Annotated in this window: 15 protein-coding genes; 7 read left to right on the forward strand and 8 right to left on the reverse strand. The window is 33.8% G+C overall.

What is annotated here, in order from left to right; genetic code table 11:
- Nucleotides 1-88: 88 nt before the first annotated feature.
- The gene (locus DJ533_RS09370; protein WP_065992393.1) at nucleotides 89-940 is read left to right on the forward strand and encodes a DMT family transporter; all 852 of its coding nucleotides are present in this window, start codon (nucleotides 89-91) and stop codon (nucleotides 938-940) included.
- 123 nt (nucleotides 941-1,063) lie between these two features.
- Nucleotides 1,064-1,666: a GNAT family N-acetyltransferase gene (locus tag DJ533_RS09375; protein ID WP_065992395.1), complete on the forward strand. Its 603-nt coding sequence runs from the start codon at nucleotides 1,064-1,066 to the stop codon at nucleotides 1,664-1,666.
- 84 nt (nucleotides 1,667-1,750) lie between these two features.
- Here the strand turns inward: DJ533_RS09375 and DJ533_RS09380 are convergent, their stop codons facing one another.
- From DJ533_RS09380 to DJ533_RS09410, 8 genes are all read right to left on the reverse strand, one after another.
- On the reverse strand, nucleotides 1,751-2,509 hold the full coding sequence (locus DJ533_RS09380; protein ID WP_228716527.1) for an AlbA family DNA-binding domain-containing protein: 759 nt from the start codon (nucleotides 2,507-2,509) through the stop codon (nucleotides 1,751-1,753).
- Nucleotides 2,451-2,795 (reverse strand): hypothetical protein, encoded by a 345-nt coding sequence (locus DJ533_RS18905; RefSeq protein WP_228716528.1) that lies wholly within the window; start codon nucleotides 2,793-2,795, stop codon nucleotides 2,451-2,453. The genes DJ533_RS09380 and DJ533_RS18905 overlap by 59 nt, the downstream gene beginning before the upstream one ends.
- Nucleotides 2,796-3,097: 302 nt before the next feature.
- Complete coding sequence (gene thiM, locus DJ533_RS09385) at nucleotides 3,098-3,961, reverse strand: hydroxyethylthiazole kinase (RefSeq protein WP_065992397.1); 864 nt, start codon at nucleotides 3,959-3,961, stop codon at nucleotides 3,098-3,100.
- 9 nt (nucleotides 3,962-3,970) lie between these two features.
- Nucleotides 3,971-5,122, reverse strand: coding sequence for a hypothetical protein (locus tag DJ533_RS09390; protein ID WP_065992400.1), 1,152 nt, complete (start codon nucleotides 5,120-5,122; stop codon nucleotides 3,971-3,973).
- A 144-nt stretch (nucleotides 5,123-5,266) separates the two neighbouring features.
- Nucleotides 5,267-6,346 carry a porin gene (locus DJ533_RS09395; RefSeq protein WP_065992401.1) on the reverse strand — a complete coding sequence of 360 codons (1,080 nt, stop codon included), beginning with the start codon at nucleotides 6,344-6,346 and terminating at the stop codon, nucleotides 5,267-5,269.
- Between the two features lie 269 nt (nucleotides 6,347-6,615).
- Complete coding sequence (locus tag DJ533_RS09400) at nucleotides 6,616-7,029, reverse strand: HIT family protein (protein ID WP_065992403.1); 414 nt, start codon at nucleotides 7,027-7,029, stop codon at nucleotides 6,616-6,618.
- A gap of 53 nt (nucleotides 7,030-7,082) precedes the next feature.
- Nucleotides 7,083-7,352 carry a YARHG domain-containing protein gene (locus DJ533_RS09405; RefSeq protein ID WP_065992404.1) on the reverse strand — a complete coding sequence of 90 codons (270 nt, stop codon included), beginning with the start codon at nucleotides 7,350-7,352 and terminating at the stop codon, nucleotides 7,083-7,085.
- A gap of 375 nt (nucleotides 7,353-7,727) precedes the next feature.
- Nucleotides 7,728-8,012, reverse strand: a complete 285-nt coding sequence (locus DJ533_RS09410) for a hypothetical protein (protein ID WP_065992405.1) — start codon at nucleotides 8,010-8,012, stop codon at nucleotides 7,728-7,730.
- Between the two features lie 333 nt (nucleotides 8,013-8,345).
- Here DJ533_RS09410 and DJ533_RS09415 point away from each other — a divergent pair, with 333 nt between their 5' ends.
- The 5 genes from DJ533_RS09415 to DJ533_RS09435 all read left to right on the forward strand — a co-directional run bounded on the left by DJ533_RS09415 (nucleotide 8,346) and on the right by DJ533_RS09435 (nucleotide 13,009).
- Nucleotides 8,346-8,555 (forward strand): hypothetical protein, encoded by a 210-nt coding sequence (locus DJ533_RS09415; RefSeq protein ID WP_065992407.1) that lies wholly within the window; start codon nucleotides 8,346-8,348, stop codon nucleotides 8,553-8,555.
- A 472-nt stretch (nucleotides 8,556-9,027) separates the two neighbouring features.
- Nucleotides 9,028-10,032: an SDR family NAD(P)-dependent oxidoreductase gene (locus DJ533_RS09420; RefSeq protein ID WP_065992409.1), complete on the forward strand. Its 1,005-nt coding sequence runs from the start codon at nucleotides 9,028-9,030 to the stop codon at nucleotides 10,030-10,032.
- Nucleotides 10,033-10,131: 99 nt separating this feature from the next.
- On the forward strand, nucleotides 10,132-11,526 hold the full coding sequence (gene fumC, locus DJ533_RS09425; RefSeq protein WP_065992411.1) for a class II fumarate hydratase: 1,395 nt from the start codon (nucleotides 10,132-10,134) through the stop codon (nucleotides 11,524-11,526).
- Between the two features lie 105 nt (nucleotides 11,527-11,631).
- Entirely contained in the window at nucleotides 11,632-12,123 is a 492-nt protein-coding gene (locus tag DJ533_RS09430) for a hypothetical protein (RefSeq protein ID WP_065992413.1), read from the forward strand.
- A gap of 283 nt (nucleotides 12,124-12,406) precedes the next feature.
- Nucleotides 12,407-13,009, forward strand: a complete 603-nt coding sequence (locus tag DJ533_RS09435) for a nitroreductase family protein (RefSeq protein ID WP_065992415.1) — start codon at nucleotides 12,407-12,409, stop codon at nucleotides 13,007-13,009.
- The last annotated feature ends 87 nt before the right edge of the window (nucleotides 13,010-13,096 follow it).

The raw sequence follows: 13,096 nt of genomic DNA on the forward strand, positions 1-13,096 counted from the left end.
AGAATGCCAGTTAGTTAAGCTAATTGGCATTCTTGTATTTATAGGTTTTTCTTAAAAAATAGATTGGAAATATTGTAAACAGACCATTATGGAACTCATCTTTTTAGCTGCATTGTGCAGCGTTTTAGTATCGATTCTCTTAAAATTTGCTAAAAGTAAAGGTTTTGATGCCTTGCAAATGATTGCGTGGAATTATGCTGTGGCGAGTTTTTTATGCTTTGTATGGTTTAAACCTGAATTAGTAGATATTTCTATTTCACATACACCTTGGTGGCTGATTGCTACATTGGGCATTATTTTACCAAGTATTTTTCTATGTTTAGCAAAATCGCTAGATACAGCAGGTATTGTTAAAACTGAAATTGCACAACGTTTATCTATAGTTTTGTCGCTTTTAGCTGCTTATTTTTTGTTTCAGGAACAATTTAATTCATTAAAAATTGCTGGAATTATTCTAGGTATCATTGCGGTTATTTGTATTGTTTTTCCTCAAACAACGTCAACACAACCTTCATTAAATCACACAGGAATGTTGTATTTATTAAGTGTATGGTTTGGCTATGCTTTAGTTGATATTCTACTGAAATATACCACGAGTTTGGGGTTGCAGTTTGCTGTAACGCTTAACTTGATGTTTATTTTTGCTTTTATCTGTTCAGTGTTGTATGTACTTTTAAGAAAAAGCCAATGGTATGCTAAAAACCTGATTGCTGGTGGGGTTTTGGGTGTTTTAAATTTTGCGAATATCGCTTTATATGTAAAAGCACATATATTATTAAAAGATTCTCCTGCAGTTGTTTTTGCAGGTATGAATATTTTGGTAGTATTATTTGGCGTGATCGCAGGATTATTAATTTTTAAAGAAAAATTAAAATTATTGAGCTGTCTTGGTTTGATTTTAGGTTTGACTGGTGTTATTTGTTTGGCCTTGGCAATTTAAGCTCAAGACAGTGGTGTGTAAATAACACGTAATAAAGTCATAAAATCATCATTTTCTGATCATAAAATTTAAAAAAATATAGCAGAAAATAGGCGAGAGCTTTCTTTACGATGGTGTAAGACCATGAATCAAGATATATTCTCGACGTTATATGCTTCACTTTATCAAAATCAGGTGCAGCTCATTCCATTGCGTGAGGAGCATGAATCCGCTTTGGTTGAAGTCAGTCAAGATGGTCGTTTATGGGAGTTAGAGTATACATTTGCACCGCATTATTTGGAAATGCGAGAGTATATTCAGAAAGCTTTAACACAAAAAGCAGAGGGAAAGCGAATTCCGTTTGTTGTGATGGATCAAACGTCAGGGCGGATTGTTGGAACAACCAGTTTGCGTGATTTTAATTGGGATGTTCGTCGTATCGAGATTGGGTATACGTGGTATGCGCAATCTGTACAACGTACTCATATCAATACCAATTGTAAGTTTCTATTATTACAACATGCGTTTGAAGTATTACAGGCAAATTCAGTGATCCTACGAACTGATATTTTAAACCTAAAAAGTCAAAAAGCGATTCAACGTCTAGGTGCAAAACGTGATGGCGTTTTGCGACAGGATGCTTTAAGAAAAGATGGCTCGATTCGAGATACGGTGATGTTTAGTATCGTGCGTGATGAATGGTTGGAGATGAAAAAACACTTATTGGATTTAACTCATCAACATTAGTGTCATATTTGCTTTGAGGTTAATGATTAGAGTGACGTATTATAATTTTAGGCTGGAAAATTACAGCGTTCTTTAATTTTACTTCTAACAATAAAACTCCTCTCTAAAGCTTGCAACCAGTTCTGGTGGTACTCGTGTGGTTTGCCCATTAGTACGCATAAATAATTCACCTTTGTAATATAAAGGGCGATCAGCTTTATTACATTTAAACACTAAAATGGTTTTACCATAAATTTTAATATCTTCAAGTGTTGAATAAATATTTGAAATTTTATGGCTTTCATGTGCGAGTTTATCGATTAAACTACGCTTCATTAAATCTAAAGAATTATTATAAAAATCCTTCATTTCTTGTTCAATTCCCACAATTTTTAAATCATCCGAAACTCCAATAAAAACATAGCCATTTCGTGTATTCATAAAAGCAAAGCAGGCTTTAACCCATTTATCAGATTTACGATTGGTTAAAAGATCAGTGGTACGCTCTTTAAACTCAACCCGTTGATTTTCACCCAATCGAATGAGGTTGAGATAATAATCAATAGAAGATTTTTGTTGGTAATTTCTGAGAATATTTTTGATTTTTTCTAGAGATTTATAAGCAGTTACAGTTTCTAGATTTTGGATATTTTGCCACTGATAAATTAGCTTTATTTTATGCTCAGTTGCAACATTTATATCCGCTAGAAAATCAAAGCTTTGATTTAAGATTCGTAAAATTTCTGTATAAATTTCATGGCTATGAATGGGAATTGAGATTTTATTAAAAGTTTCTTTGATTCTTTCAATTTTTTTTATGTAGTTCATAGGATTCTTGGTGAAAGCTAAGATATCTAAACTCATTTAAAATATGTTCATAGGGGCGATGAAAAGAAACAGGAAAGAGTTGTTTGGGAGGAGTATGAATGTGTTTTTCAATTCTTTGAAAATAATGTCTTAGTGTTGGATATTGTAAAGATTGATAAATATTAATTTCAAATTTTTCTGAAAGCTCTTTGGTGGTATAAGATTGAAAAAAGAGTAAAGTTTGGATTTCTTTATAAGTATTGGGGTAGTCGTGCCAATGCGTTTCTAAAAACTCATTGAAGTTCTTAAATTTATTGGTGATATATGTGTTTAAATCCATCACACACCTTTTCCCTCATGATTTGGTGTTTTGTATTTACAACAAATATGTCATCGGACTATTTATATAGTTTAGATATAAGTGATTTAGCTTGATAAATAAAGATGAATAGCTAATTTTAAGGATGAAAGTTGTTAAAAAATATGCCAAATATTTCAGTTTAGTGACTGGAAAACTATATTATTTCTAAAGTCTAGTTTTAAATGTGATCACTTGAAAATAGAAAATTTTCCAAAATTCTCTATCTCTTTCAATACATTAAAAAAATGAAAATGCATGTTTTATAGGGTTAACTGCAAAGGATTTTATTGAATTATAATAAAATCAGCATATGCACTGATCGTTTCAGCATTCATTTCATAAATAGCATCTAAAAAAGCAACGTTGAAGCTACCTACCGATTGTGATTTTTCAAAAGCACGTTTTCCTGCAATTGCAAAATGGATATGTGCTGAAAGCGTGGCGATTGTGGGCGTTGTGACACTACTATACGCTGCAATTAAAGCACCTAAAGCACAACCTGTTGCTGTGACTTTGGGTTGTAAATAACTACCACCATTCACTTGAATGACGCAATTCAGCGCTTTCGATAAAATAAAATCAGATTCACCCGAAATAGCAACACATTCACCATAAGTTAAAAGTGACATCGCTTGTTGATAGACTTCATGGCTGGCAACTGTACTGTCGACACCTTTGGACTGTATTTGGTTACCTGCAAGCGCACTGATTTCAGAGGCATTTCCTCGAATAATGGTAGGCTGTAATAAAACCAACTCATCGACCATGTCACTGCGCCATTTTAAAAATGGTCCATAACCAACAGGGTCTAGCACCCAAGGAGTTGCTTTGGTCGCTACTGTTTGCGCTGCAATACGCATCGCTTGCATTTGTTCAGATGTAGGCGTGCCGAGATTAATGCTAAGCGCAGCAGCGATATTGGCAAAGCTTTCTGCTTCAAAAGGGTTATCAATCATGGCAGGAGATGCACCTGCTGCTAGAAGTACATTTGCGACATAATTTGCAGCAACACTATTGGTAATACAATGCACAAGTGGTTGTTGCGTTTGCAATTGCATCCATGCATTAATCACTTTTTCAAGTAACATCTCAGTTTGAATATTTCTTTGTTCAGAATGAATATTTTGAAGATCTTCAAGGTGGTTCATATTCAGTCCTCACTTGGTAAAATAATGATCTTGATGTTTACAGCAGTTACAAAATGTAGAAATTGATTGGTTATCATCATATTCAACGATTAAATCTGTCGAACCACAATACATACAGTTAAATTTTGAAAAAAACTCCATACGTGGCTTAATATTTTGCCAAATAGAAGGAATTGTTTGCGCAACATAATTTTCATCGAGTTTAATTAAATGAAATAAAAATATTTCACTGACCCGACTAAAATATAAATCATAAGGACGGGGCAGGGTTGATATTTCAAACTTTCTGGTAATTGAGTTCTTTCGATATTCTTCTAAAGTTTTGCGTAATTTATTGGTATTATTAAAATCCGTATTAAGTGAGTCAAGTGCATTTTTTTGCTCAGATAAGTAATCTAATGCCGTTTGCACCATATAATAAATTTGCCCCAACGATAAATAGTTTAATAAGTAATAACAATATTCTTTAAATTTTTTATTACCAGAAAACTTAACACCTAATCGTTTGCAGTAATATTGGGTGAACTCCAAAATTTCATGATAGAAAATAATAAATAAGGTGCTATGTACTTCTTCAGCTTGTTGAAAAGGTGCACCAAATTTAAAATCTTCAAAAAACCATTGCTTTAATTTTTGATGAATCGCATATAATGAGGGTTCTAAAAAGCGATCCACTCGTATATTTAAATAAAAGTCATTGTCATTATCTTTTAATGTTACCATTTTCTTTTTGGTAATGACATTATACTTCTCTAAACGATATAAAATTGTGCTTTGTAAAGAATAAGTCGCTGTTACTTTTTCCCATTTTATTTTTTCAAAGTTAATAAACTCATTTTGAAAATAATCATTATTCGATATTTTATCTAAAATGGCGAATAAAAATAATTTATCGATTAAATATAAGCTTGATAAATTTCGAACATTTAAAACTTTTTTATTTTGTGGAGAGGTGGTTTTTTGTTCGAGCAGGGCATTTGAACATGTCTGACAAGTACAATGAATTAGACTTGAGTCAGAGATTTTATGTTCACAATGTGTGCATTCAAAATATTCAACAGGCTCATCGTTTAGTTCTGCAGAAACGATAAACATGGATGCTTTACACAGGGGACAAAAGCTACTTTCATCATGTTCTTTTTGCAGAATCAGTAAAGCCATAATTCATCAAAATATTCAAGTTAAAGTGATTATAGCCTAGATTGATACTACTTTGGATTTTTCTAAAATGAAATCACCTAAAAATAGGTGGAAAAGAAAAGGAATATGATTGCTCATATTCCTTTTTTTGTAGCAGAATAGGGGTTAGAAGTTGTATTCCATACCTACACCAAAGACAGTTTTCTTATCTTCTGCTTTCCAATCGTGTTTTTGCTGTGCTAACACACCATAAAAACGAGTTTGTTTGTTGAAATTATAGTCTACACCAACACCATATTGGTCAATTGTGCGATCCGTCATGCCATCTGCTGTGGTTTCAGCAGATTGATACTGTGCTTTTAATGTCACTGGCGTTTCAGGGATGGTATAACCCGCAGTAATTGCCCATGCTTTTTCTTCAGCAGAAGCTGCTTCAGGTTTTAATTTTGCAGCAGTTAAAGCAGCAGCAGAAGGAGAGTCTGAAAGTTCAGCATGTTGCCATAAAGCACCAAATACTAAACCTTTCGCACCTAAAGCACCTAAGTCTAATGAGCCAGTAACACGATATGCATCAGATTCAACATCTTTTAAGCTAAGCGCAGCATAGTCACCAGGTACTGCAAAGTTACCCGCAATCGCAGCAGCTAAACCGATGTCTTTATTTTCATAAGAAATTGAAGTCGATACACCACTGAAACTGTCATTTTCTTTAGTTGTATATTCAGTAGAGTTATGTTCGCCTACAAGTGCCATAATGTTGAATTGTAGACCTGGAACGATGAGGTTTTTATCTGTTTCAAAACCTACAACGTTTTTAAGACGCTCTTCACCATGCATGGTTTTAGTGATATCTAGATTTGTATCATCATTAAAGATATCTTGGTATTTACCTGCAGCAGTTTTGAAATAAGAATCGTAGTTACCTGCTTTTAATGTACCAACATCTTTAAACTTAAGACCTAAAAATCGATTACGAGCACTCCAGTCAGTATCTGAACCTGAACCATCTGTAGAAACAGCCCATTCTGCTTGATATACTGCTGAAATATTATCTGTTAAAGCTTCTTCGCCTTTAACCCCAATACGAGAAGCGTTTGAATTTAATTGAGTTTCATCATTATCTGCAAAATCATAGTTTTGAACTTGGTTTAATGAAACGTTGAGTTTACCATACAATGTTGGCGCTGCTTGCGCTGCGCTTAAGCCGAATGATGCAACTGCGGCAGCGAGTAGCACTTTTTTCATTGAGATTTCTCCAAATCTGTCCTAGTTGGGCATAAGCCTATAAATTTTTTATATCGCGTAAGCAAGAAACAAATCTTTACGTGACTTACTAACTTGGAAGCAGTATCTGTAAACTTTGTTACAAATGGGTGAAGACTAGATGACATTTTGATGACGTTAAATGAGAAATGGAAAAAATTGTCTGAAATGATGAGGATTATTATTCTAAGAATGAAAAAAAATGAGGCTTTGAACGCCTCATTTTTAGGTTTTGAGTTGAGTATTTTATTTTAAAGAGCAGCTTTGATTCGTTCTGCAAATACTTTAATTTTTTCTTGATCACCCATTTGTGCTGCATGTTTGCCAAGTTCATGCACTGAGCTTGGAATGAGGTGGAAATGTACATGTGGTACAGTTTGACCCGCTGACTCACCTGAAAGCTGCATGAGTACAATGCCTGGAACATCCAATCCTTTTTTCATTGCATTTGCAACTTTCTGAACCACTTGAATGGTATATGCAGCAGCATCTGGAGGTAAATCAAGTAAGGTTATAGCAGGGGTTTTAGGAATGACTAAAGTATGACCATCGGCTTGTGGCATAATATCCATAAAGGCAAGCACTTGTTCATCTTCATAGACTTTGATTGCAGGAAGTTCACCCCGTAAAATTCGAGCAAATATATTTTGATCATCATAAGCCATTTTTAAATTCCTTCTTTGCAATGTTAAAACTATGAAATATTATTATCATACCTTTATTTGCATTTTAATTCTTTTTGACGTTCTGCTATTTGATCAAGTTTTTGCTGTTCTTTTTCTGAAAATTTAGGTTTTGATGTAAAACAGTTTTCATTACCGAATTTTGCTTTTGCTTCGGGATCTTTAAAGCAGAAGCCTTTAGATGCATAAATAACATTATAATCATCTTGAAGCTTTTTACACTCTTGTGCATTGTCTGCTGCAAAAGCAAAAGAACCAACGAATAAACTTGTAAATGTAAAAGCCGTAATAAAATTTTTTTTCATGAGTTTGCCTCAAATGGACATATTGAATTGTCACTTATAGGTTTATATTATAAGGGTCTGTTCTTATTTTTCAATGACGAAAAATTATTGATGTGTAATTTAGCTTCATAATTTCTTCATAATTTATATTCAAATAAAAACATGAAATTAGTGGCTAAGGTTTTAATATTATTGCTTTTAATTTTAAAAATATAATTATAAAAAAGTAAGTACTGTATGTGAAGTAAACATGCAATAAAAACCTCACAATGGCGATTTTGTTAAACTTCTAGAAGATCTATTACATATTTAATTTACGTAAACGACTGATAATCTAAAAGGTTCAATAATAAACCTCCTTATTATAAGTGAGGAGGTTTTTTAAATAGAATATGATTAGGTGGTTGTCATTAAGTTACTTTGTTGCATATCCTCAAGCCAGTCACTAACATCTAGTTGATTTGCAATAGAAAAATTATCATTTGTTTGAAAGATGAGTAATGAATCATGGATACTCATCATATTTGCCAAATGCTGACGAATAATATTAGCTTCATATTTGGTGTTAATTAACCAAGTATTTTTGTTGATACGAATCGAATGGTCATAATCTTCAATGGTTTTATGAACCTCATCAAAATGATCTTCATAAATTGAATTTAAAATAATTAAATAGTTCATTAGAACAACCTCCATAAAAGACACTTAATAGGTCTTTTATTTAAAATGTGATCGGCATCACTGTATTTTTAATCTAACATTAAGTTTTTATGAAAATTTAGGAAAGTGTCCGACAATATTGTACTAATCGTTTTGGTTTGGTATAAGTTTCCTATCCGATTTACAATATAATTACAATAGCTATAAGTATTCAGTTACATAAAAAGATCTAAATTTTTTCACTATTAATTAATTTGATGTAATATTCACTTTAAATTAGTTAAATAAAAAAGCTCATCAGATGGTGAGCTTTTTTATTATTACTTCTGATCTTATAAAGTTTGAGGTTGTGCTATGCTAGTTAAAATCGAAGATGGTTTTTACTTAAACTCCTCGCATATTATTGCGATACATGTATCTAAGAATATGATTAATCAAAATTTTCTTGTAGATATTGAATACACACCAAATAATCAAAAAGCGACAGGTATTTATCATAAAGAGTTTCAAAGTAAGTTAGATGCAGACGCTTTTTTACAAAAACTGCATCAGCAGATTGCTTAATCAAGCTTTATTTTTAAAGTGAGTATCTAGGGATAATTAAAAGAAATGGAATTCAATTTTTAAGATCATTTTATTTCTATAGTTCATCTGATAAAACTTATACAATGATTATGCGTTATTCAGTATATTTTAGGGAAATTAGCTAGATTTGAGGAGGGTAAATCCTTTGAGCTACTGCTTAATTATTTGAAATTCATAAAAATAAAACTGTTAAATAGAAGAAAGTAGGTGTGTGCTAAGTAGTTGATTTTATCTATCATCATAAACAAGATACAGTTAATAGTCATAACTGCAACATATGTAATATTGGGAGGTTGTAAGATAGTAAAAGAATCGTCTTGCAAATTAGTTAACACAAGCGAAATCTGAAGTTGGCTTTTTTGTTCTTAAAAGCTATGGATAAATGAGTGGTAACACCAAAATTATATCAATAAGTTTTAAGTGCATGATTATTATAAGGAGTATCTATACAATGATTTTAGTGACTGGTGGTTTAGGCTTTATTGGCTCGCATGTGGTGATTAGCTTGCTTGCTCAAGGGCAAGAGGTCGTCATTGTGGATAACTTAGCCAACGGAAATTTACAAACTTTAGAACGACTTGAATATATTTCTGGAATGTACATTCCATTTGTAAAAATTGATGTGAGAAATACACCTGCTTTAAACAAAGTTTTTGAGCAATATTCTATTGATGCGGTGGTGCATACCGCTGGTTTTAAATCTATCGAAGAATCTAAACTAAAACCGCTTGAATACTATAATGATAATGTCAGTTGTATTATGAGTTTATTGCGTTCGATGCAACGTACTGGCGTAAGAACTTTGGTACATTTATCAAGTTTAGCCGTATATGGAAAATCCAGCTTAGACCTGAATGAACAACTCGATTTTAATTATGCTTATCCAAATCCATACATTAAATCGCAACAGATGATTGAAGAAATTATCCAAGACACCTGTAAAACGGACAATGAATGGCGAATTGTCATTTTACGTCTAGCCAATACTGTTGGTGCATTTGAGCATGGGGTTTTGGGTGAATTTGTTCATCCACTACCTAAGAATATCGTTCCCATGCTCTTACAAGTTGCAGCGGGGCAACGAGATGTAATTGAGTTACAAAATCAAGTGGATACTGAAGATGGCACTGTAGAACGTAGTTTTGTGCATGTGCTTGATGTGTGTGAGGCGATTCAAGCCAGTTTGTTTTGGTTACAAAGTCAATTTAATGTCTGCGAAACTTTTGATATCGCAGGGGAGCAAAGCACCATTCAACAATTGATTAATACCGTGGCTGAGGTAACTTCAGCGGAGATTAAAACAGTTGATGCGGTATATAAATACGAAGAGCTTGCACAGATTGGCTCAAACAGCAAAAAGGCAGAAAAGATTTTGAAATGGGTTGCTAAATGTTCAATCAACAAAATGATTCAAGATGAATGGAAATTTTATCAAAACACGCTGAATAATGGATAGATAGAATTTATTTAATAATGATTCTTATTTACAATAGTGGTGTTGTTGATTAGCATAAATCTTGAACATGCTGATCATTTAAATTAAAAAGAGGTTGCTATGCAGACACGTATTGAACATGACACTATGGGCGATGTGGAAGTTCCAACTGAAGCACTTTGGGGTGCGCAGACACAGCGTAGTGTGCAAAATTTTAAAATAGGTAATGAGCATTTACCTCGCCCAATGATTCGAGCGATGGGCTTAGTCAAAAAAGCCGCAGCCATTACCAATGCCGAACTTAAACAAATTTCTGACGAAATTGCCAAATATATTGTTGATGCTGCAGATGAAGTGATCTCTGGGCGATGGGATAGTCAATTTCCGCTTGTCGTTTGGCAAACAGGTTCAGGCACACAAAGTAACATGAACTGTAATGAGGTGATTGCCAATATTGCCAATCAGAAATTAGGCAATCCACTTGGTTCACAAAAATCAGTTCATCCCAATGATCATGTCAATCGGGCACAATCGACCAATGACTCATTTCCAACTGCAATTCATGTTGCAGCAGCATTACATATTAATGAATTACTGATTCCTGCAGTGAAGCGTCTACGTCATACGCTAAATTTAAAATCAGAAGAATTTCAAGATATTGTAAAAATTGGACGTACCCATTTACAAGATGCTACGCCATTGACCTTGGGGCAAGAGTTTAGTGGCTATGTACAACAACTCGATAATGGCATTAAACGATTAGAACAAGCTTTGGTGTGGCTGTATGAGCTGCCACTGGGCGGGACAGCTGTGGGTACAGGTTTGAATGCGCATCCAAAATATGCTGAAAAAGCAGCAGCACAATTGGCACAGTTAACAGGTTTGGCATTTGTAAGCAACCCAAATAAATTTGAAGCTTTGGCAGGACGAGATGCTGCAGTATTTGCCTCAGGTGCACTCAAAACCTTAGCAGCAAGTTTAAATAAAATCGCCAATGATATCCGTTGGTTAGCCAGTGGTCCACGTTGTGGTTTTGGAGAAATACACATCCCTGAAAATGAGCCTGGTTCAAGTATCATGCCAGGTAAAGTAAATCCAACCCAGTGTGAAGCGATGACGATGGTGGTTGCACAGGTGATGGGCAATGATACAACCATTAACTTTGCAGGCGCATCAGGTAATTTTGAGCTAAATGTCTATATGCCAGTCATTGCATATAATTTGATTCAGTCCATTCAATTGCTAGGTGATGCATGTAATAGTTTTGATGAGCATTGTGCGGTTGGAATTGAACCAAATCGTGAAAAAATCGACTATTTTTTACATAACTCACTGATGCTGGTCACCGCTTTAAACCCTGTGATTGGCTATGAAAATGCAGCAAAAGTGGCAAAAACTGCTTATAAACAAGGTAAAACGCTTAAAGAAGTTGCAGTTGAACTTGGGCTAGTAAGCGCTGAACAATTTGATGAAGTGGTACAACCTGAAAAAATGGTGCATCCAAACGTGAAATAATTTTCCTACGGCATTACCATCTGTACAGAAATCATCAGCAATAGTTTCTATCTACAAATGAAGTGCGTACAATACGCACTAGAATTTTATTGTTGATGATTGATTATGCTAGATATATATTTGACGGATGTTCAGAAAAATGTTCAATTTAAGGATTATCCAGGTGAACATCCTGTTAAATTTATTTTGAATTTTAAGAAAATATTCCCCAGTGTCATGGAGTTATTGTTACCTGTTTTGCCATCAGACGAAGATTTAGAAAAGATGACATGGGAATCGACTAGTCAGGATTTTGAATTATTTAAACTCTTGCTCAGTGGTTGGGGCGTGATTGAATTACGTTTACAAGCGATTAGCAGATATAAAGACAAGAGCTATGCTGATCAATTGGTAAAAAAAGCCCAAGCCAAACGTAAGGAGTTTGCTAAAGCACAAAAGCAATTAGCAACAGTAGAGTTAGATTATTTATTTATGCATGAAATTCATGCTTTGATTGATGCTGAATTGGTCGAGTTAGGTGAGAAATTTTATTTACCGACTTTGCGTCAAATTTGGGAAAATCAAATGAAAGACAATGTGTTAAATGCAAAATTTTAGCTTAATGCAGCATTATTATTTTGCTGCAAAACAATTTAATTGAAATAAAACCAATGAATTATTTTTTGTTCATTGGTTTTTTATTTTTCACTCAAATTTCGATCATGTAATACGCGATCTACAATTCTTATCTATATTAGGCATGAATTGGCATTAATTTTTTGCTCTAATAAAAGTATAGAAATATATAGACACACGATACTCTTAGATTGTTGATTTTTTCTAAACAATCTTAGTGCTTGGTCTCGTATTTCCCCGAGGATATATCAAAGGAATTTCAAAAATGTCGAATCAGTTTTTAGATTTAATTCAAAATAGACGTACCATTTATGCGATTGGTCGTGATGTAAAACAAACACCAGAGCAACTTACTGATTTGATCCAAACAGCAATCAAGCAAAGTCCATCTTCTTTTAACTCTCAGTCTTCCCGTGCGGTGATTTTATTCGATGCACACCATGAAAAATTTTGGGAAATGGTAAAAGAAAAATTGCAAGAATATGCCAAAGATGAGGCAGGCGCTGCAAAAACCAATGCACGCATTGATAGTTTTAAAGCAGGTTTTGCAACGGTTTTATTTTTTGAAGATTTAGATGTTGTAAAAAGCTTGCAAGCGCAGTTTCCATCTTATGCAGATAATTTTCCAATTTGGGCAGAACATTCAACAGCGATTGCACAGTTTGCAACATGGACAGCTTTGACGGCTGATGGCTTAGGTGCATCTTTACAACACTATAATCCGATTGTAGATGAACAAGTTCATGCAGCATGGGATATTCCCTCAACATGGAAATTACGAGCGCAATTGGTATTTGGTTCTGTAGAAGCGCCTGCGGGTGAGAAAACTTATATGGATGATACTGTACGTTTTAAAGTGTTTCAATAAACTTGTCATTTGCAACTAAAACGAGTGAAGAAATCACTCGTTTTTTTGTTTAATACTATGTAAATAGTCTGTAAAGTATTGCTTTAT

This window comes from Acinetobacter defluvii, assembly GCF_001704615.3.
Taxonomy (GTDB): domain Bacteria; phylum Pseudomonadota; class Gammaproteobacteria; order Pseudomonadales; family Moraxellaceae; genus Acinetobacter; species Acinetobacter defluvii.

Excerpts from the sequence above, each read along its gene's own strand:
- DJ533_RS09405 (WP_065992404.1), bottom strand. The coding sequence starts at position 7,352 with ATGAAAAAAAATTTTATTACGGCTTTTACATTTACAAGTTTATTCGTT.
- DJ533_RS09375 (WP_065992395.1), top strand. The coding sequence starts at position 1,064 with ATGAATCAAGATATATTCTCGACGTTATATGCTTCACTTTATCAAAAT.
- DJ533_RS09390 (WP_065992400.1), bottom strand. The coding sequence starts at position 5,122 with ATGGCTTTACTGATTCTGCAAAAAGAACATGATGAAAGTAGCTTTTGT.
- fumC (WP_065992411.1), top strand. The coding sequence starts at position 10,132 with ATGCAGACACGTATTGAACATGACACTATGGGCGATGTGGAAGTTCCA.
- DJ533_RS09430 (WP_065992413.1), top strand. The coding sequence starts at position 11,632 with ATGCTAGATATATATTTGACGGATGTTCAGAAAAATGTTCAATTTAAG.
- DJ533_RS09420 (WP_065992409.1), top strand. The coding sequence starts at position 9,028 with ATGATTTTAGTGACTGGTGGTTTAGGCTTTATTGGCTCGCATGTGGTG.
- DJ533_RS09415 (WP_065992407.1), top strand. The coding sequence starts at position 8,346 with ATGCTAGTTAAAATCGAAGATGGTTTTTACTTAAACTCCTCGCATATT.
- DJ533_RS09370 (WP_065992393.1), top strand. The coding sequence starts at position 89 with ATGGAACTCATCTTTTTAGCTGCATTGTGCAGCGTTTTAGTATCGATT.
- DJ533_RS09380 (WP_228716527.1), bottom strand. The coding sequence starts at position 2,509 with ATGAGTTTAGATATCTTAGCTTTCACCAAGAATCCTATGAACTACATA.
- DJ533_RS09395 (WP_065992401.1), bottom strand. The coding sequence starts at position 6,346 with ATGAAAAAAGTGCTACTCGCTGCCGCAGTTGCATCATTCGGCTTAAGC.
- DJ533_RS09400 (WP_065992403.1), bottom strand. The coding sequence starts at position 7,029 with ATGGCTTATGATGATCAAAATATATTTGCTCGAATTTTACGGGGTGAA.
- DJ533_RS09435 (WP_065992415.1), top strand. The coding sequence starts at position 12,407 with ATGTCGAATCAGTTTTTAGATTTAATTCAAAATAGACGTACCATTTAT.
- thiM (WP_065992397.1), bottom strand. The coding sequence starts at position 3,961 with ATGAACCACCTTGAAGATCTTCAAAATATTCATTCTGAACAAAGAAAT.
- DJ533_RS09410 (WP_065992405.1), bottom strand. The coding sequence starts at position 8,012 with ATGAACTATTTAATTATTTTAAATTCAATTTATGAAGATCATTTTGAT.